Origin of the sequence: Shewanella sp. c952, from assembly GCF_019654975.1 — a bacterium.
Lineage (GTDB): Bacteria > Pseudomonadota > Gammaproteobacteria > Enterobacterales > Shewanellaceae > Shewanella.
Genome location: NZ_BPEW01000042.1, coordinates 17,313 through 36,754, shown reverse-complemented (window position 1 = coordinate 36,754; position 19,442 = coordinate 17,313). Strand labels below are relative to the sequence as shown.

Sequence of the window (19,442 nt, the reverse complement as noted above, 5' to 3'; positions counted from 1 at the left end):
TATTTACACAAACTTAGGTTACAGATAATGCCTCAAGAAAAGTTAAGTGATAAAGAATTCCCTGCATTATTCCAAGCCGCTGATAATGCTTCTTTAATTGCTCAGTCAAATTATTATTTAGCACTTAAGAGCTATCTTTTTTTGTTAGTTGTAGCAGCTTTGATTGCGTTTTATTTTCCAGCTGATTTAATTGGAGCTTTATCATCTGCATCATTATTTTTGATAACTTTGTGTATCTTAATTTGGCTGAAAGTTCAAAAACCGGAAGATATTTGGTACAACGGCAGAGCTGTTGCTGAATCGGTTAAAACAAGAACTTGGCGATGGGTTATGAAAGCAGAACCTTATGAGGGTGGCGTCACTGAGGAGCAAAGCAGAAAAGAGTTTTTGCAAGATTTAAAGTCAATTCTTGACCAAAATAGGTCTTTATCGGCTCATTTACAGTCAGAACAAATTACTGGAGACGCTATTTCTCATAGAATGACTGATGTTCGAAACTTGCCTTTCGAGGAAAGGTTAGAGATTTATAAAAACGAAAGAGTAAGAAATCAAGCTAACTGGTACGGAAAAAAGTCTTTATTAAATAAGCGTAGGGCAAAACAGTGGTTTGTCATTTCAGTCATTTTGCATGCAATAGCGATAGGCCTTTTGTTATGGCGTATTACAAATCCAACTTTAGTACTACCAATTGAAATCGTCGCAACAGGAGCAAGTGCAGTTTTAACTTGGCTTCAAGCTAAAAAACATAATGAATTAAATTCATCATATTCATTGGCTGCACATGAAATAGTATTAATAAAAAGCGAAGCAGAGTCAGTTAAATCTGACATAGAATTGTCTAACTTTGTTGTTAGTAGTGAATCAGCTTTTTCAAGAGAACACACTCAATGGTCTGCAAGAAAAAACGTATAACAAGTTGCTCAAACGGACAAATAACAGTTGGCCCCTTAGCAAAGCGTTATATTTCAGGGATAGTTTTGTGCTCATATCAGGGAAAATTTTATCGATTGAATTTAGTCCTTACGAGGCATTTATCCGATTTTTAGATTCAAATGTTGATGACATTTCCGCAATAACCGTTAAGTCAAACAGCAGTGATCCATTAAGAGGTTTATGTGTAAATGAACCGTTTGAATTGGATTGTGTTTTATGGCTTGGTCATATCAAAAACATTAGCGAATCAATTAACACCACGTACATGCGTCAACCGAATGGGTTAAATGGTGCTATAGGTTGTGGAAGGGTTACAGATGTACTTCATAGTGATATATTTATTATCGAAATCAATGGAGTACCTATTCGTCTAGAAACTGAAATTGATTACAATATTTCAAAAGGTAATTTCGTTGAGTTTACTGCTGAGTTGCATTCTGAAATATAACAAGCTGTTCAAGCGGGACAAATAACAGGGCGTTATGTGAATAATTCAAACAATGGAGTGTATATGAAAGCTTTAACATTAATCCCACTTGTTCTTGCCATCGCCTCGGCAAGTGCTTTAGCTAAAAACAAGACTTTTTATGCTGACGTACAGGTTACAGACGTAGCTCCTACTAGTGGCTTTATTTGGGAACGTGCAAACCAAAACACACCCAAATATCCAATAGAGCTTGCTCGTTCTGGAATAATGGGTTGTGCTGTTTTGTCTTTCGATATTTCAGATTCAGGAAAAACTGAAAATGTTGAAGTCATCAACTCTTTGCCTAAAAAGCATCTTGGTAAATATTCTCGAAAAATGTTAAAAAAATGGAAATGGGTTCCAGCATCAACGATTGCAGAAACTACCACAGAAAAAAGAACTTTGAGGTTAGATTTCTGTATGGGTGGTGAATCAACTGAGCAAGCTCAAAAAGCTTGTAAACAACAAACAAAATTAGCATGTAGCTAATTCACACAACTAGGCGCTCAAACGGAAAAATTACAGTTGGCTGCGCTCGTGCTTCGTACATTTTAGCCAACCGCATTTTTCCGCTTAACTTAGCGTTAGCTATCTAAATAAACAATGGAGGTTTTATGAATATTTTCGAAATGATGCGAACAGGAGAGCTTCACCCAATTTGGTTTGGTATTTTTATTCAAGGCGTTGCACTTGGAATTTTGTGTTTTCTTTTGGCTAGAAGTAAAAACCGAAACTTTAAACTGGCGTCTTTTGTTGGCTTTATACCAATGATTAATTATTTAGCAGTATTATATTATGTTGGTGTTCCTAAGCTTGAAAAAAATTCAGATAATTCAATAAGCGATAGCTAACAAGTCATTAAATCAGGACAAAAAACAGTTGGCTTTTGTTCACTGCGTTCACTATTTTATCCAACCATTACTTAGCCCGTTAAGTGGGCGTCAGGCTTCTTCGTGAGTTGTACATGAATATTCAAAAATTTTCCGAAATCACAGATATATCTTCTCACACAATTAGATACTACGAGAAAATAGGCTTGTTAAGAAACATTTCTCGAAACGCTAGTGGTCATCGTTGGTTTACAGAAAAGGAGGTCATATGGATTCAATTCATAAAGCGGTTAAAAGATACCGGAATGCCACTTGATAATATTCTACAGTATGCAAATTTAAGAGATGAAGGTGACTCAACATCTGAGTTAAGAATGCAAATTTTAGAAGACCACGCCGTTAAGTTAGAAGAAAAAATAGCTCAACAAAAATATCACCTTACAAAGCTTAAAGATAAAATTGAACATTACAGTAAACTCATTGAGTTAGAACTTAACACTTGACTTAGAGTTCACTCTAAGTTGTAGAGTTGCATTATTGTGGATGTGCACAATAAACAACAATTGGAGTGTTAATGAATAATCAACGTTATGAATCTGGCCTTAATAAATTGAATGAAATTGATGGACAAGCTGGACAAAAAGTTATTGATAGCTTGGCTGCAATTTCGCCTGATTTAGCAAAATATACAATTGAATTTCCTTTTGGGGACATCTATCAACGACCAGGACTTGATTTAAAGAGTCGCGAATTAGCAACGGTTGCTGCATTGACCGCATTAGGAAGCTGCTTGCCTCAATTAAATGTTCATATTAATGGGGCTTTAAATGTAGGTTGCAAGCCAGAAGAAATTATTGAAGTCATCATACAAATGGCTGTATATGCTGGCTTTCCTGCTGCTTTAAATGGTATGTTCGTAGCTAAAGAAGTGTTTGTTGAGCGTGAATTAATAAAAGCCTAGCAAGGCACTTAAAAGCAAACAAAACTGTAAGTTACACCTCACTTCGCTACACATTTTAACCCACTATTTTTGTCCGTTTAAGTGGGCGTTATTTTTAGGGGAGATGATGAGCAACATAAAGTTTCGTGCTGGTATAACTCTTGTATTCGTTATATTAGTAGCATGCTCATCAAACTCTTCAGATTACTCGATGAAAATGTCATCGGATACTAAGCCCCAACATCATACGAATAAGGGGTATCAGAACCACCCTTTTGTAGAAACTGCCGCACCTAAAGGTTTTTTTTTCTATATGCGAAGAGCATGGGGGTCGTTGTTTGGTCCTGATATTCCTGATGGGCATGAATTAACTGAGTTAGAGTCTCTTCAGCTTTTAAACTCAATATCCAGCGATCGCGTTACTTGGTTGGGGCATGCAAGCTTTTTGATTACAACCTCTAAAGTGACAATTCTGACCGATCCCTTTTTATCAAAACGCGCGAGCCCTGTTTCATGGGCTGGCCCCAAAAGATTTGTAAATTTACCTATAGCTATCAACAAATTACCTGACATTGATATAATAATTGTTTCCCATAATCATTATGACCACTTAGATGATAAAACCGTTAGGGAATTAAAAAATAAACATGAAATTCATGTACTTGTTCCTTTAGGGCTCAAGTCCTTTTTTACCGACCGTGGCTATAACAAGGTGACAGAGTTAGATTGGGGGCAATCAATATCTGTTGAAGGAGTAAAGATTTCAGCGGAACCTTCAGTTCATGATTCTGCACGAAGCACCTCAGATCATAATGAAACGCTATGGGCTTCTTGGGTTATTGAAAGCTTCCAAAAACGAATTCTTTATATTGGCGATACAGGTTATTCAGACACTATATTCAACTATATTGGTGATAAGTATAACTCCTTTGACTTTGCTATTTTGCCTATAGGTGCATATGAACCAAGGGAGTTATTGTGGATGTCTCATGTCACTCCGGAGGAAGCTGTCTCGATAGGATCAGATGTTCACGCCAAGACACTTATTTCTTCTCACTGGGGGACAATTAGCAGCTTGTCGGATGAGCCCATGTTTGAACCCCCGGTAAGATTTAAGAAGGCTGGGCGTGATGGTGGATTTTCTGACGAAGATCTTTGGATAATGAAAATAGGTGAAACGAGATCTATCGCATCAACGCAAAACTAACAAGGCGTTTAAACCGAACTAAAGCATTTAGTTAGGCTTCGATTCGCGACATATTCCCACCAACAATTTTAGTCCGTTTAACGCGACACTATCGTCTATCCGATTGCCTTACTGTTGTTCATCAAACATTTTTTGTTATAGCTTAGTGCTCACTCACTTTTGCCTAATAATAAGCTAGATACCGCAATGGGTTTGCAAAAGCTCAATACAGATAAATTACATTTAGAGTCAGTGTTAATAGCTGGAAGCCGTTCATCTCTGCCATACTTCCAGCCACTAGGCTTAAACGCTATACATGGGCGTCAGCGTATCCCATGCGAGTTAGCGTATTGCGGACAATATCTAAGGTTGCGGGATCTTCTATGGTTGCTGGCACATTGTATTTTTTATTGTCGGCGATGTTACGCATGGTGCCGCGCAAGATTTTACCCGAACGGGTTTTAGGCAGCTTTTGTACCGCGCTCACTAACCTAAATGCAGCCACGGGCCCTATCTCTTTACGCACTAGTGCCATTAACTGTTTGTTCAACTCTTGCTCATCCAGCGTGACTCCTTTTTTGAGTACCACCAGCCCTAGAGGAACTTGTCCTTTTAGCTCATCTTCAACGCCAATCACTGCCGCCTCGGCAACGGCATCGTGCTGACACAATACCTCTTCAAAGCGCCCTGTCGATAAGCGATGTCCGGCGACATTAATGATGTCATCGATGCGGCTCATAATATAAAGGTAACCATCATCATCTTTATAGCCTGCATCGCCCGTTAAGTAATAACCTGGGTACATAGACAAGTAGCTATCCACATAGCGCAGCTCATTTTGCCAAAGTGTCGTTAACGTCCCTGGCGGCAGTGGTAGCTTAATCACTACATTACCAGACTCATTGGCCGCGACTTGCTCGCCCATGACATCAACCACCTCTATTTGATAACCCGGCACCGCCAGCGCTGGCGAACCCGCTTTGACTTCAACAGGGGCGTAACCCATCAAATTAGCGGCGACCGGCCAACCCGTTTCAGTTTGCCACCAATGATCGATAACTGGCTTGTTAAGCTTATCCTCGGCCCAATGTAAGGTATCAGGGTCACAGCGCTCACCCGCTAAGAACACATTCTTTAAGCATGAAAGATCAACACCCTTGAGGTATTCACCGTCAGGATCATCACGTTTAATTGCTCTAATTGCTGTGGGGGCGGTGAAAAAACTCTTCACATTGTATTTGGCTATAGTGCGCCAAAATGCGCCAGGATCAGGGGTGCCAATCGGCTTTCCTTCATACATTAAGGTGGTCGCGCCCACCAGTAAGGGACCGTACACTATATATGAGTGGCCCACTACCCAGCCCACATCTGATGCCGCCCAAAAGCTATCACCCGCTTCAATGTCATAAATGTGTTTCATTGACCATGCGAGCGCCACACTATGGCCGCCATTATCACGTACCACCCCTTTTGGTTGGCCCGTGGTGCCTGAGGTATAAAGAATATACAGCGGATCGGTTGCATCTAACGCCACACAATCAATATTTGGTGCGGTTGCCACGCCAGTTTGCCAGTCAACATCTCGGCCAACTTGTAAGCTTGCTTCAAGTTGACTGCGATTTAAGATGAGGCAATGCTCAACCTTGTGAGTCGCTTGCTCTAATGCGTTATCCAGTAGTGGCTTATAAGCCACTACACCTGAGGGCTCAATACCGCATGATGCTGACAAGATAAGTTTAGGTTTAGCGTCATTAATACGGGTGGCTAACTCGTTAGCAGCAAAGCCACCAAAGACCACTGAGTGAATCGCGCCAATGCGGGCACAGGCCAACATGGCATAAGCGGTTTCAGGCACCATTGGCATGTAGATCACCACCCGGTCGCCCTTTTTCACCCCAATAGAGTCCATATAGCCAGCTAAGCGGCTGACTTGAGCTTGCAGCTCCGCATAGGTAATTCCATATTCGGTATCTGTAACTGGGCTAACATACTGAATCGCAACCTGCGCTCCACGCCCCGCCTCTACATGCCTATCGACTGCGTTATAACAGGTATTGAGCTTTGCCCCTTTGAACCAGTGATAGAAAGGTGCCTCACTGTCATCGAGTACTTTGTCCCATGGTGACACCCAATCTATAGTTTGTGCCGCTTGCGCCCAAAAATGTTGCGGGTCTGAGATTGAACTTGCATGTAACTGCGTGTTTTTGTGTTTCACTATGCATACTCCAGTTAACGTCATCTGAGCGTAATCACAACTACATCTCAATGATTATTGTCCTTTGAAGCATTATGCTCCGCTGCACAATAAATCCCCATTAGACCTTAGAATGAGTAAGGAAAACTATTTTATTCAGCACCAATCAAAAAACACAAGTCAACATAAATAGTTGTTATATAACAGCTTAACATTAAAACACCAATCGAGAAATCAAACGTTTGTTTATCTTTTCAAGCTAGATTGGCACGCACAATTGACATCAAATCATGGTTTGTGACCCACCTCAAACTTTACCTTTACGTAAACTTCATATATCGTGCAGGAAAAGTTAATAAATATGGTGTTATTAATGTCAGACAACCAGTTACCCCAAACGACATACTCTATTAGTGATCTATCAAAAGAGTTTGATATCACGACTCGTAGTATTCGTTTTTATGAAGACCAAGGGCTGCTTAAACCTAAGCGCCGTGGCCAAACTCGCATCTACAATCTCAAAGATCGAGTCAGACTCAAACTTATTTTACGCGGTAAGCGTTTAGGCTTTTCACTCGCTGAAACCAGACGTTTATTCGAGCTTTACGATGCAGATAAAAACAGCAGCACACAACTACACACCATGCTCGACTTGGTGGAAGACAAAAAAGTCGCCCTGCAGCAGCAGATGGATGACATCAAAGTCGTGCTCATGGAACTAAATTCCGCGGAGCAGCAATGCCGCGATGCACTGGCCAATAATAGCTAGTCAGCAACAGTCATTGATAACACCAACAAAATAATAAGCCGTTGAGTATCACGACACAGATCAGTGAACTCGCATAGATAGACAAATTGACAGGACACAAGCACATGACTCAACTCTACTCATCTCTAAACTTCGGCCTTGGCGAAGATGTCGACATGCTACGCGATGCCATACAAGGTTTTGCTGCCAATGAAATTGCCCCTATCGCGGCAAAAACTGATCTTGATAACGCCTTTCCTAATGAGCTTTGGCCAGTCTTGGGCGACATGGGCTTATTGGGTGTCACCGTATCAGAAGAGTACGGCGGTGCAGGCATGGGTTACCTTGCCCACGTTGTTGCTATGGAAGAGATTTCACGCGCATCCGCCTCTATCGGTTTAAGTTACGGCGCTCACTCAAACCTTTGTGTTAACCAGATTAACCGCAATGGTAATAGTGAGCAAAAAGCCAAATACCTACCCAAGCTTATTACCGGTGAGCATATTGGTGCGTTAGCGATGAGTGAGCCCAATGCTGGTTCAGATGTTGTGTCAATGAAACTGCATGCCCGCAAAGAGGGCGATAGATACATTCTTAACGGCAATAAGATGTGGATCACCAATGGTCCAGATGCCCATACTTATGTTATTTACGCGAAAACCGATCTTGATAAAGGCGCTCATGGTATTACCGCATTTATCGTTGAGCGTGGTTTTAAAGGTTTCACTCAAGCGCAGAAGCTAGACAAACTCGGCATGCGCGGTTCAAACACCTGTGAGCTGGTTTTTGAAGAGTGTGAAGTGCCTGAAGAGAACATTCTTGGCGGCCTAAACAATGGCGTGAAAGTATTAATGAGTGGCCTTGATTACGAACGTGTTGTTCTGTCTGGTGGCCCGCTTGGGATCATGACGGCGTGTATGGATATCGTGGTGCCTTATATTCACGAACGTGAGCAATTTGGTAAGTCCATCGGTCAATTCCAGCTAGTACAGGGCAAACTTGCCGATATGTACACAGGCATGAACGCTGCTAAGTCGTACATCTACAACGTTGCCAAGTCTTGTGACCGTGGTGAAACCACGCGTAAAGATGCCGCAGGCGCCATTTTATACTCAGCAGAACTAGCGACTAAGATGGCACTGGATGCGATTCAACTTCTCGGTGGTAATGGTTATGTCAATGAGTATGCTGCAGGCCGCTTATTACGTGATGCAAAACTGTATGAAATTGGTGCTGGCACCTCAGAAATTCGCCGTATGTTGATTGGTCGAGAGCTGTTTAACGAATCAAAGTAAGCCAAAGTAAGCCAAAGTAAATCATCAATAACAAGGCTCGATTAGCGAGCCTTTAGCGCCCAAATTTGGACAGGGGAGACAGCCTTAACGTCGGCCTCTATTCCGCTTCAAAAGGATTGAAATTGTGACTCAACTAAGCAGTCGTATTAATGCCCGCAGCGATGAATTCAAAGCCAAGTTCGATGATATGGCTGAAGTCGTTGATGATCTTAAATCTAAACTGCAACAGATTGAACTCGGTGGCGGTGACGTTGCTCGAGAACGCCATCTGTCTCGAGGCAAACTCCTACCGCGTCAGCGCGTTGAAAAACTGCTCGATCCAGGCTCGCCGTTTTTAGAGATCTCGCAATTTGCCGCTTATGAACTGTATGAAGATGTCGTACCCGCCGCAGGTGTTATCGCTGGTATAGGCCGAGTCAGTGGTGTTGAGTGTATGATCATTGCCAACGATGCCACCGTAAAAGGCGGCACCTACTACCCTGTCACGGTAAAGAAGCACATACGCGCCCAAGAAATTGCTAGCCGTTGTCACCTGCCTTGTATCTACCTTGTCGATTCAGGCGGCGCTAACTTACCGCGCCAAGATGAAGTATTTCCAGACAGAGACCACTTCGGTCGGATCTTCTATAACCAAGCACAAATGTCAGCCAAAGGTATTCCACAAATCGCGGTAGTGATGGGACTTTGTACCGCTGGTGGTGCTTATGTACCCGCTATGGCAGATGAGTCGATTATCGTCAAAGAGCAAGGCACTATCTTTCTTGCTGGGCCGCCTCTTGTTAAAGCGGCCACAGGTGAAGAGGTTACCGCAGAAGAGCTCGGCGGCGCGGAAGTACACACTAAAATTTCAGGTGTGGCTGATCATATGGCGCAAAACGATGAGCACGCATTAGAACTTGCGCGTAAATCAGTGACCCGTCTTAATCATCAGAAACAGATAGCCGCACAGCTAAGCCCGGTTAAACCGCCTAAGTTCGATATAAGCGAACTGTACGGCATCGTCGGTACCGATCTTAAAAAACCTTTCGATGTAAAAGAAGTGATTGCCCGTGTTGTTGATGATTCTGATTTTGACGAGTTCAAAGCCAATTACGGTAATACTTTAGTGTGTGGCTTTGCCCGCATCCATGGTTATCCGGTCGGCATTGTCGCCAATAACGGCATCTTGTTCTCTGAGTCGGCGCAAAAAGGCGCGCACTTTATTGAGCTGTGTTGTCAGCGCAAAATTCCGTTGTTGTTCTTACAAAACATTACTGGCTTTATGGTGGGTAAAAAGTACGAACATGAAGGCATCGCCAAGCATGGCGCTAAAATGGTTACCGCAGTTTCATGTGCCAATGTGCCTAAGTTCACCGTTATTATTGGTGGCAGCTACGGCGCAGGCAACTACGGCATGTGTGGTCGAGCCTTTGACCCAACCATGATGTGGATGTGGCCAAACGCTCGTATTTCAGTCATGGGTGGCGAACAGGCTGCTGGCGTTTTAGCCACAGTTAAGCGCGACGGATTAAAGCGCAAAGGCGTTGACTGGTCAGATGAAGATGAACAAAGTTTCCGTAACCCTATTGTTGAACAATACGACAAAGAGGGTCATCCGTACCATGCCAGTGCACGACTATGGGATGACGGCATTATTGACCCAGCACAAACCCGAGACGTTGTTGGTTTAGCCCTTTCTGCTGCGCTTAATGCGCCTGTAGAAGAGACTAAATTTGGTGTGTTCCGCATGTAATGGTTATCCATTGCCATTCACTCACTTTGGAAGCTTAACAATGACGAATCAAACGCAACAAATAACAACCAATGCGCTTAGCGAACAGTTAACTTTTGTTAGTTGCACCCTTAAAGAGGGTGTCGCAGAGCTTATTCTTAACCGCCCAGAAAAGCACAACGCTTTTGACGAGGTGATGATAAGCGAGATGATTAAAGTGCTAGCGCACTTTGCTGATAACTCGCAATGCCAAGTATTGGTGCTAAAAGCTAACGGTAAAAACTTTAGCGCTGGCGCCGATCTTCATTGGATGCGTAAACAAGCGCAGATGGACTTTGAACAGAACCTCACCGATGCCAATGAGCTAGCAAAGTTGATGTCGGTACTGGACAAGTTTCCAAAACCGACGATTGCACAAGTACAAGGCGCCGCTTTTGGAGGCGCACTCGGGCTTATCTGTTGCTGCGATATCGCCCTTGCCAATGAGCGTGCAAGCTTTTGCCTAAGTGAAGTTAAACTTGGACTCATTCCAGCGGTCATTAGCCCTTATGTCACTCGCGCTATGGGCCAACGTGCCGCCCGTCGTTACATGCTGACAGCAGAACGGTTTGATGTACAAAAAGCACTTGAGCTGCAGATCATTCACGAAGTCAGTGACGAGCTTGACAGTGCTGCTGCGCCTATTATAGCGGCGCTTCTGGCTAATAGCCCACAAGGTATGGCATGGGCAAAAAGCCTGCTTTCAACCCTTGAGAGCGGCGTGATAGATCAAGCAACACTCGATTACACTAGCGAGCGCATCGCCAGTATTCGAGTATCAAAAGAGGGCCAAGAAGGTCTGAACGCATTCTTTGACAAGCGCAGCCCTGACTGGACGATTGCTAATAGCTCAACTGCCAATGGCTCAGTGACTCAAAGTCCAGTCGATAAAAACAATACTGCTAGCGCGCCAGGAGCCAAATAATATGTTTACTAAATTGCTAATTGCCAACCGTGGTGAAATTGCCTGCCGTATTATCAAAACAGCTCAATTGATGGGTGTTCGCACCGTTGCGCTTTATTCCGATGCAGATATCGACGCTCGCCACGTGGCGATGGCCGATGAGTCATTCTACTTAGGTGGCAGCGCGCCTACAGACTCATACCTCAAAGGCGACTTGATTATTGAGATCGCTAAAAAGTCTGGCGCGCAAGCGATTCACCCCGGTTACGGTTTTCTGTCAGAAAATGCAGGCTTTGCTTTAAAGTGTGAACAAAGCGGTATCGCTTTTGTTGGCCCTAGCGCGGCGGCGATTGACTCTATGGGTAGCAAAAGTGCAGCCAAAGAGATCATGGGCGCCGCTAATGTGCCGCTGGTTCCGGGCTACCATGGTGATGTTCAAGATGATGACGTATTGGTCAGCGAAGCCAATGCGATGGGCTTTCCTTTGCTTATCAAAGCGGCCTATGGCGGCGGCGGCAAAGGCATGCGTATCGTTGAAAGTAGTGCTGAAGTACTTGAAGCGATTCAGTCAGCCAGACGAGAAGCAATAAGCTCATTTGGTAACGATAAACTGCTGATGGAGCGCTACTTACGCCAACCACGCCATGTAGAAGTACAAGTGTTTGCTGACAGCTTTGGCAATTGTATCTATCTGTCCGATAGAGATTGCTCTATCCAGCGTCGCCATCAAAAAGTGGTTGAAGAGGCGCCAGCGCCTGGACTCAGTGACACGCTGCGCATCAGTATGGGCGAAGCAGCAGTTGCAGCAGCCAAAGCCATTAACTATGAAGGCGCTGGCACTGTTGAGTTTTTGCTTGATACCGATGGCAGCTTTTACTTTATGGAGATGAATACGCGTCTACAGGTGGAGCATCCGGTCACTGAATTAGTCACTGGGCAAGACTTGGTTAAATGGCAGTTAATGGTGGCTAGCGGCAGTAAACTGCCGCTAACACAAGATGAAGTGCGTATTCACGGCCATGCGTTTGAAGTGCGTATATACGCTGAAGACCCTCAAAATGACTTCCTGCCAGCCAGTGGTAAGCTTAACTTTTTACGAGAGCCTGAGCAGAGTCAATATGTACGTATCGACTCTGGGGTACGTGAAAATGATGTCATTAGTAACTTTTACGACCCGATGATCTCTAAGCTCATTACTTGGGATGAATCACGGCCACGTGCTCTGCAGCGCCTAGTCCATGCCCTCGCCTCATATCAAATTAGCGGTTTAAAGCACAACATTGAGTTTCTGGCTAACATTGCTGAGCATGAAGCTTTCGCTAACGCAGACTTTAGCACCAATTTTATTGAGCGTTATGGCGAAGCTCTCATCGGTCACGGCCTAAGCGCTGATGTTGCAAAGAGCCAATCTAATGAGCGTCAAACAGCATTAGCACTCGCAGCACTTTATCAACTTTGTGCCCGTAAAGCGGACGCCAAGCGCTGCGCGATTAACAGCGATGATCCCTACTCACCATGGGGAGCCATCAGTGGTTTTAGACTCAATAGTGCCAGTGTGCATCAAGTCGCCTTACTCGATGATGACCAACAAGTTTACCACCTTGAGTTAACTGAGACACAAGTGGCCAGTAAGTCCTTTTATCAGCTCGTCATTAACGATACTCAACTCACATTGTCTGGCGATCTTATTGGCGAAACGCTTCATGCCGAAATCGCAGTAAATAGCCTAAGTGAAGTAAACAGTGCAGTGAACAGCCAGTCAATAAAGAGTCATGCTCACAAAATAAAGCTACCTGTTAGCCAAGTCGGTGATGACTTTACCCTGTTTATCAACTCAAGCAGTTATCACTACCAAGCTATTCAGTCAGAAGTGATTGAAGAGCAAGATAACTTAGAAGATAAACTTAAAGCGCCAATGAACGGGACTATTGTGACTCATCTGGTCGCAGTGGGCGACGAAGTCACAGCAGGCCAAGGCATCATGGTAATGGAAGCGATGAAGATGGAGTACACCATCGAGTCGCCATTTGACGGTGTTGTGAGTGCATTCTTCTTTAACGCCGGAGAGCTCGTAAGCGACGGCATGCTACTGGCCGAAGTTACAGCCAGCGAAGAGGAGTAAAAGCAAGATGGAGTACATTACATCTTTAGAGTCGCCATTTGACGGTGTTGTCAGTGCATTCTTCTTTAACGCCGGTGAACTCGTAAGTGACGGCATGCTACTGGCCGAAGTTACAGCCAACAAAGAGGAGTAATCAATGTCAGCTTCTTTCCCTAGCAAAGTTAGTATATTTGAAGTCGGCGCCCGTGACGGCCTGCAAAATGAAAAGCCGGTCACCACTGCAGATAAAATCACTTTGATTGAAGATTTAGCAGCCGCTGGTGTAAAACGTATCGAAGCCGCCAGCTTTGTGTCGCCGAAATGGGTACCGCAGATGGCAGATTCAGCGGACGTACTTAAGGGTGTCACGCGTCAAAGCGGTATTACCTACAGTGCGCTAACACCAAATCTAAAGGGCTTGGAACTTGCGCTTGACGCAGGATGCGACGAAGTTGCCATCTTTGGCGCAGCATCTGAAAGCTTTAGTCAGCGCAATATTAACTGCTCAATAGAGGAGTCTATCGCACGCTTTGAACCTGTGATGCAGCTGGCTAAAGCCAATAATATCCGTGTTCGAGGTTATGTCTCTTGTGTGCTGGGCTGTCCTTATGAAGGTGACATAGCGGTTAGCGAAGTCGCACGAGTGTCTGAATTACTTTACAAAATGGGCTGTTACGAGATTTCATTGGGTGACACCATTGGCGTTGGCACAGCACTAAATGCCCGTAGAATGGTTGAAGCAGTTGCCAATGTCGTACCGGTTTCACAGCTAGCACTGCACTTTCATGACACCTACGGTCAAGCATTAGCAAACATTTTGGCCTGCTTAGAAACTGGAGTGAGTGTTATTGACTCATCGGTTGCAGGCCTAGGTGGCTGCCCTTATGCCAAAGGCGCATCGGGCAATTTAGCCACTGAAGATCTGGTTTATATGCTGCATGGACTTGGCATTGAAACCGGCATCGATTTAAACAAGCTTGCAAAGGCAGGTAACAAAATTAGCCAAGCACTTGGGCGCACCAATGGTGCAAAAGTCGCACAAGCCATCTCGGTTTAGTCACGAGTTGCTTAAACAGTTTTTAGAGAGCTAGCCAACCCTACAAGTTACCGCGCTAGACCTCTTAATAAGGAGATAAAAATAATGGCAGGACTAAATAAAGGGCTCAATAAAGTCGTCGGAAGTTATCAAGAGGCCCTAGCAGGTCTAAGCAACGACATGACCGTGATGGTCGGTGGATTTGGCTTATGCGGTATTCCAGAAGGCTTAATTGCTGAGATGGTAAAAACCGGTGTAACAGGCTTAACCGCAATATCTAACAATGCAGGTGTTGATGACTTCGGTCTAGGACTGTTACTTAAAAGTCGTCAAATCGATACCATGATCGCCTCTTATGTTGGCGAGAACGCCACGTTTGAGCAGCAGATGTTATCTGGTGAGCTAAACGTTATCTTGACTCCTCAAGGTACATTGGCTGAAAAAATTCGAGCCGGCGGCGCCGGTATTCCAGCATTCTTCACTGCAACCGGATATGGCACACCTGTCGCCGAGGGTAAAGAAACCCGTGAAATTGATGGTCGCCATTATGTATTAGAACCAGCACTAAAAGCTGACTTTGCCTTAGTTCGTGCATGGAAAGCCGATACCATGGGTAATCTGGTTTTTCGTAAAACGGCCGCCAACTTTAATCCAATGATGGCCACCGCAGGTAAGATTACCGTTGTCGAGGCTGAGCACATTGTAGAGCCGGGTGAACTCGACCCTGATCATATCCACACACCAGGGATCTACGTTAACCGCATTATCCAAGGCAAGTTCGAGAAACGCATCGAGCAACGCACCGTCAAAGCTAATGCTGACGTCAGCAAATAAGGGGCTACACAATGGCATTATCAAGAGAACAACTGGCACAGCGTGTAGCAAAAGAACTGCAAGATGGCTTTTACGTTAACCTAGGCATTGGTATTCCAACATTAGTTGCCAACTATATCCCTGAGGGGATTGAGGTAATGTTGCAATCAGAAAATGGTTTACTGGGTATGGGCGAGTTCCCAACAGAAGAGACCATAGATGCTGACTTAATCAATGCGGGTAAACAGACAGTAACCGCTGTAGATGGCGCATCGTTTTTCTCATCATCAGAGAGTTTTGCCATGATCCGTGGCGGCCATGTCGATTTAACGGTGCTCGGCGCCTTTGAAGTCGATGAACAAGGCTCTATCGCCTCTTGGATGATCCCAGGCAAATTAATCAAAGGTATGGGCGGCGCAATGGATTTAGTTGCCGGTGCTGACAATATTATCGTCACCATGATGCACGCCGATAAAAAAGGTAACTCTAAGCTGCTGCCCAAGTGTGAACTACCATTGACCGGTTTTGGCTGTATCAAACGTGTATTAACCGATTTGGCCTTTATGGAGATCAAAGATGGTGCCTTCCATCTATTAGAACGAGCACCAGGTGTATCCGTTGAGGAGATAGTCTCTAAAACAGCTGGCAAGTTGATTGTGCCAGAGCATGTCCCTGAAATGAGCTTCTAGTTGATTCGCCAAATAACTAAAACGCAGCCACTTTGAGCTGCGTTTTTTATGTCAGTATACGCCACAAAAACAAATGACAGCGCCAAGTTGATTAACATCACATATTTCAACATGCCGTAACACTCCATAGCTCACCCAGATAATTAGCTAGATAACTTCACTTTTAAAACAGTAACTTAAACAAAGCAAACCTCACCTATTCAAAAAGCTAATAGTACCTACTTCAAACGATTAGATTAACTGCTATACCATTCAAGCATCGACAAAAAAGCCAACTTAGTCGGTGGTTTTAAGCTCGCAGTAAAGCTCTTGAGTCTAATAGAACCCAGCACTAAGTATTACAAGCTTAACTAAGTCATTTCGCGCAATGTATTAATTCGATACCAGCCAAGAGATGATGAAAAAATAAAGGTGATGGGTATGTTCAAACTATTTATCGAAAGGCCGAAACTCGCGATTATCATCTCGCTGTTTATCACTCTTATCGGGGTGATTGCAGCGCTGCAATCTCCTATTGGGCGCTACCCGGATGTCGCACCGGTAACCATAGAGGTCAGCACTTTTATGGATGGCGCTTCAGCCGAAGTGATCACCAAATCCGTTGCGCCTGAAATTGAAAAGCAGGTCAATGGTGTCTCTGGCATGGATTACATGCAAAGCACATCAGGCGCCGATGGAACTTACACGCTAACCATCACTTTTGCCAATGGAACCGATCCCGACACCGCAAATAACTTGGTGCAGAACAGAGTTAACTTGGCACTGCCAGAGTTACCTGCTGATGTATCTAAAAATGGTGTCAAGGTTGAAAAAGTTTCTAATGGTTTACTTATCGGCCTCGCAATCAATGACCCTTCAGGCAAGGCGACTGATACTGAAATAAGTGGTTTTTCTGGCGGCATATTAAAAGAGTCGCTTCAACGTATTAATGGTGTATCGAAAGTCGATGTATTAGGGGAGAAAAAGTACTCCATGCGAGTTTGGTTGAACCCCGATGCGATGAACAACCTGTATGTAAATGTCGGTGACATACAAGCCGCAATTAACGCTCAAAATAAGATTTCATCTGCGGGTTCCGTAGTTAGCAATTCTCTTGAGTACTCTGTCAGCGTCGACGGCGGCTTATCCTCAGCGGAAGAGTTTGGCAACATAGTGGTTCGCGGCGAACATTTCAAGAAACCAGTATTACTAAAAGATGTTGCCACAATAGAGCTTGGAGCCGAAGTTTATACCGCCAACGCATACGCTGGCACCAGTGCGGGTTCTGTTCTTTTCATCTATAAAGACCCTAGCGCCAATGCTATTGAAGTGGGCAAAGCGGTGCAAGAAATAACCACCTCTTTAGAAACAGACTACCAAATACAGACCGTTTATGATGCAACAGCGTTTGTCATTGGTGCCATTGATAACGTGCTAGAAACCCTTGTACTTGCCGTTATCATCGTTGCCCTTATCACCCTGGTATTCATGCAATCCTTTAGATTAACCCTCATCACGTGCGCCGCAATTCCGGTGTCACTGATTGGGACGTTTGCCGCCATGGCCGCACTGGGTATTGATATCAATATCATCTCAATGCTTGGACTGGTAATGGCAATCGGTATTGTGGTTGATGCCGCCATTATTGTTATTGAAGCCGCTGAACACGAACTACAAGAGCAACCACAACTGACACCTAAGCAAGCGGTATCAGCTAGTCTAGATAAAGTGGTCAGCCCGATTATCGCATCAGCATTGGTGTTGCTAGCAGTCTTTGCTCCCACCATATTTATGAGTGGCATGACAGGAATAATCTATAGTGAATTTGGCATTGTACTTAGTGTTGCGGTGCTAGTTTCAACCGTGGTGGCTTTAACGTTAACTCCGGCACTTTGCGCACTGTTTATGAAGCACCCCAAAAAAGGGTTGATAGCGCGCTCACTCGAAAGCGTTATCGGCGCAAAGATCACTATCTTCAAGTTCGCAACTCAATGCTTTGTTAAGGTTCCGCTATTATCTGTCATGTTACTTGGCGGAGCACTTTACCTCACAGTGCAAGATGGTAAAGAGCTTGCGACGGGTATGCTACCAGATGAAGATGCAAGCGCAGTATTTGTTGTAGGCTCATTTCCTGCAGGTACCGCCCTGCCGGTCACCGATGCGTATACGTTAGAATTAGTCGAAAAACTACAGGATATACAAGGGGTATCAAATTCAATTTCAGCCTCGGGTTTTAACTTAATCACCAGTACCGCCGATATGGGCAGCTTTCTTTTACTGCTAAACCTAGAACCGATGGATAGCCGTGAGCTAAGCGATAACCAAGTGATAGAAGCGGCCAATGCTGTCATTGCAGAAACTGGCATAGAAGCTTTTGCTTTTAAACCGCCAGTCATTCCAGAACTGGGTTTAGTTGATGGTGTCAGCTTTGTTATTAAAGATGCAAAAGGCTATAGCCCTGCTGAGATGTTTGAAATTTCAAACTCTATCATCGCACAACTCAACAGCTTTGAAGATGATGTGGCACTGGCAATGACGCAGTACGCCGTAGATAAACCGTCAATAAAGCTAGAGATAAAACGACAAGAGCTCAATAAATATGGGATCTCATTTGCTGACACCGTCACTGGTATGCAGGCTCATTTTGGTGGTAGCTACATCAACACTTTCAACATGAATGGCCGCAATTACAAAGTCATGGTGCAAAATTCACCTGAATATCGCACCTCAGCCGAATCCCTCAAAGCGATTAAACTAAGCCAACCTAACGGAACTCACATTAGCGCGGACAAAATTTTTGAAATTAGCGAAGAACTAGCACCTAACTTTCTCAACCGCTTCAATGCACAGCAATCAGTTGCTTTCGATGTCATTCCTGTCAGTGCCACAGGCGACGTCATCAATCTAATCAACGAGCTTGAGTTACCGAAAGGGATCTCAGTTGAATTTACAGGCGCCTCAGCCGAGGAGATTAAAGCGGGCAATCAGGCCATTATCGTACTGGCACTAGCATTACTCGTTACCTACATGGTGTTGGTCGCTCAGTATGAGAGCTGGTTAATACCTGCAGCAATCATGTTAGTCGTTCCCACCGCTGTTATCGGCATTGTATATGGCGTGATATACCTGCAGGGCGACATTAATATTCTGACTCAACTTGCAGCAGTGCTATTAGTTGGAATGAGCGTCCGTAATGCCATTCTGATTATAGAATATGCCAAAGATTTACGAGAAAAAGGCATGGCAATTAAGACTGCGGCAGTCGAAGCGATGCGACTTAGAGCACGAGCCGTATTCATGACAGCATTTAGTTTTGGTGTCGGATTGGTACCACTGATGATGGCTGATGCAATAGGCAATGGCGCGCAACAAGCTCTAGGTTATGCAAGCTTTGGCGGTATCGTCACAGCCACCTTTATTGGTTGCATCTTTGCCTGTGTGTTCTTTGTTATCTTGCAAAACGTTCGAGAGCGGTTCAACCCACAGCCAGTTGCTTGTTAGTCAGCAGCAAGCAATAATCCTCTAAGTTTTACTCTTTCAATAACTAAAGCACCACAGTCACTGTGGTGCTTGATGAC

General features: G+C 44.3%; 18 protein-coding genes. 17 read left to right on the top strand and 1 reads right to left on the bottom strand.

Translation table 11 applies throughout. The features are described from left to right. From K5R16_RS19545 to K5R16_RS19515, 7 genes are all read left to right on the top strand, one after another. Positions 1–912, top strand: a 912-nt coding sequence (locus K5R16_RS19545) for a DUF4231 domain-containing protein (protein ID WP_259649938.1), incomplete at its 5' end; no start/stop codon positions are given. A gap of 67 nt (positions 913–979) precedes the next feature. Next, a complete protein-coding gene (locus K5R16_RS19540; RefSeq protein WP_220739716.1) occupies positions 980–1,381 on the top strand; it encodes a hypothetical protein in 402 nt (133 codons plus the stop codon). Between the two features lie 63 nt (positions 1,382–1,444). Continuing rightward, entirely contained in the window at positions 1,445–1,888 is a 444-nt protein-coding gene (locus K5R16_RS19535; RefSeq protein ID WP_220739714.1) for an energy transducer TonB, read from the top strand. Positions 1,889–2,013: 125 nt separating this feature from the next. Beyond that, positions 2,014–2,250 (top strand): hypothetical protein, encoded by a 237-nt coding sequence (locus tag K5R16_RS19530; RefSeq protein ID WP_220739712.1) that lies wholly within the window; start codon positions 2,014–2,016, stop codon positions 2,248–2,250. Positions 2,251–2,363: 113 nt separating this feature from the next. Next, positions 2,364–2,732: a MerR family transcriptional regulator gene (locus tag K5R16_RS19525; protein ID WP_220739710.1), complete on the top strand. Its 369-nt coding sequence runs from the start codon at positions 2,364–2,366 to the stop codon at positions 2,730–2,732. Positions 2,733–2,803: 71 nt separating this feature from the next. Further along, positions 2,804–3,190 carry a carboxymuconolactone decarboxylase family protein gene (locus tag K5R16_RS19520; protein WP_220739708.1) on the top strand — a complete coding sequence of 129 codons (387 nt, stop codon included), beginning with the start codon at positions 2,804–2,806 and terminating at the stop codon, positions 3,188–3,190. Positions 3,191–3,296: 106 nt separating this feature from the next. Then, positions 3,297–4,376 (top strand): MBL fold metallo-hydrolase, encoded by a 1,080-nt coding sequence (locus K5R16_RS19515; RefSeq protein WP_220739706.1) that lies wholly within the window; start codon positions 3,297–3,299, stop codon positions 4,374–4,376. A gap of 289 nt (positions 4,377–4,665) precedes the next feature. Here K5R16_RS19515 and K5R16_RS19510 read toward each other — a convergent pair whose 3' ends face one another. Further along, on the bottom strand, positions 4,666–6,594 hold the full coding sequence (locus tag K5R16_RS19510; RefSeq protein WP_220739718.1) for a propionyl-CoA synthetase: 1,929 nt from the start codon (positions 6,592–6,594) through the stop codon (positions 4,666–4,668). 328 nt (positions 6,595–6,922) lie between these two features. Between K5R16_RS19510 and K5R16_RS19505 the strand changes: the two genes are divergently transcribed. The 10 genes from K5R16_RS19505 to K5R16_RS19465 all read left to right on the top strand — a co-directional run bounded on the left by K5R16_RS19505 (position 6,923) and on the right by K5R16_RS19465 (position 19,365). Further along, positions 6,923–7,318, top strand: a complete 396-nt coding sequence (locus K5R16_RS19505) for a MerR family DNA-binding transcriptional regulator (RefSeq protein ID WP_044555982.1) — start codon at positions 6,923–6,925, stop codon at positions 7,316–7,318. A 104-nt stretch (positions 7,319–7,422) separates the two neighbouring features. Further along, entirely contained in the window at positions 7,423–8,592 is a 1,170-nt protein-coding gene (locus K5R16_RS19500) for an isovaleryl-CoA dehydrogenase (RefSeq protein ID WP_220739704.1), read from the top strand. 124 nt (positions 8,593–8,716) lie between these two features. Beyond that, positions 8,717–10,324, top strand: a complete 1,608-nt coding sequence (locus K5R16_RS19495) for a carboxyl transferase domain-containing protein (RefSeq protein ID WP_220739702.1) — start codon at positions 8,717–8,719, stop codon at positions 10,322–10,324. Between the two features lie 40 nt (positions 10,325–10,364). Next, positions 10,365–11,267: an enoyl-CoA hydratase-related protein gene (locus K5R16_RS19490; protein ID WP_220739700.1), complete on the top strand. Its 903-nt coding sequence runs from the start codon at positions 10,365–10,367 to the stop codon at positions 11,265–11,267. A 1-nt stretch (position 11,268) separates the two neighbouring features. Beyond that, the gene (locus K5R16_RS19485) at positions 11,269–13,368 is read left to right on the top strand and encodes a biotin carboxylase N-terminal domain-containing protein (RefSeq protein WP_220739698.1); all 2,100 of its coding nucleotides are present in this window, start codon (positions 11,269–11,271) and stop codon (positions 13,366–13,368) included. 7 nt (positions 13,369–13,375) lie between these two features. Next, on the top strand, positions 13,376–13,501 hold the full coding sequence (locus K5R16_RS22520; protein ID WP_259649937.1) for a hypothetical protein: 126 nt from the start codon (positions 13,376–13,378) through the stop codon (positions 13,499–13,501). Positions 13,502–13,504: 3 nt separating this feature from the next. Continuing rightward, positions 13,505–14,404: a hydroxymethylglutaryl-CoA lyase gene (locus K5R16_RS19480; protein ID WP_220739696.1), complete on the top strand. Its 900-nt coding sequence runs from the start codon at positions 13,505–13,507 to the stop codon at positions 14,402–14,404. A gap of 84 nt (positions 14,405–14,488) precedes the next feature. Continuing rightward, positions 14,489–15,217, top strand: a complete 729-nt coding sequence (locus tag K5R16_RS19475) for a CoA transferase subunit A (RefSeq protein WP_220739694.1) — start codon at positions 14,489–14,491, stop codon at positions 15,215–15,217. Positions 15,218–15,228: 11 nt separating this feature from the next. Further along, positions 15,229–15,885 (top strand): 3-oxoacid CoA-transferase subunit B, encoded by a 657-nt coding sequence (locus K5R16_RS19470; RefSeq protein WP_220739692.1) that lies wholly within the window; start codon positions 15,229–15,231, stop codon positions 15,883–15,885. Positions 15,886–16,305: 420 nt separating this feature from the next. After that, complete coding sequence (locus K5R16_RS19465; protein ID WP_220739690.1) at positions 16,306–19,365, top strand: efflux RND transporter permease subunit; 3,060 nt, start codon at positions 16,306–16,308, stop codon at positions 19,363–19,365. The last annotated feature ends 77 nt before the right edge of the window (positions 19,366–19,442 follow it).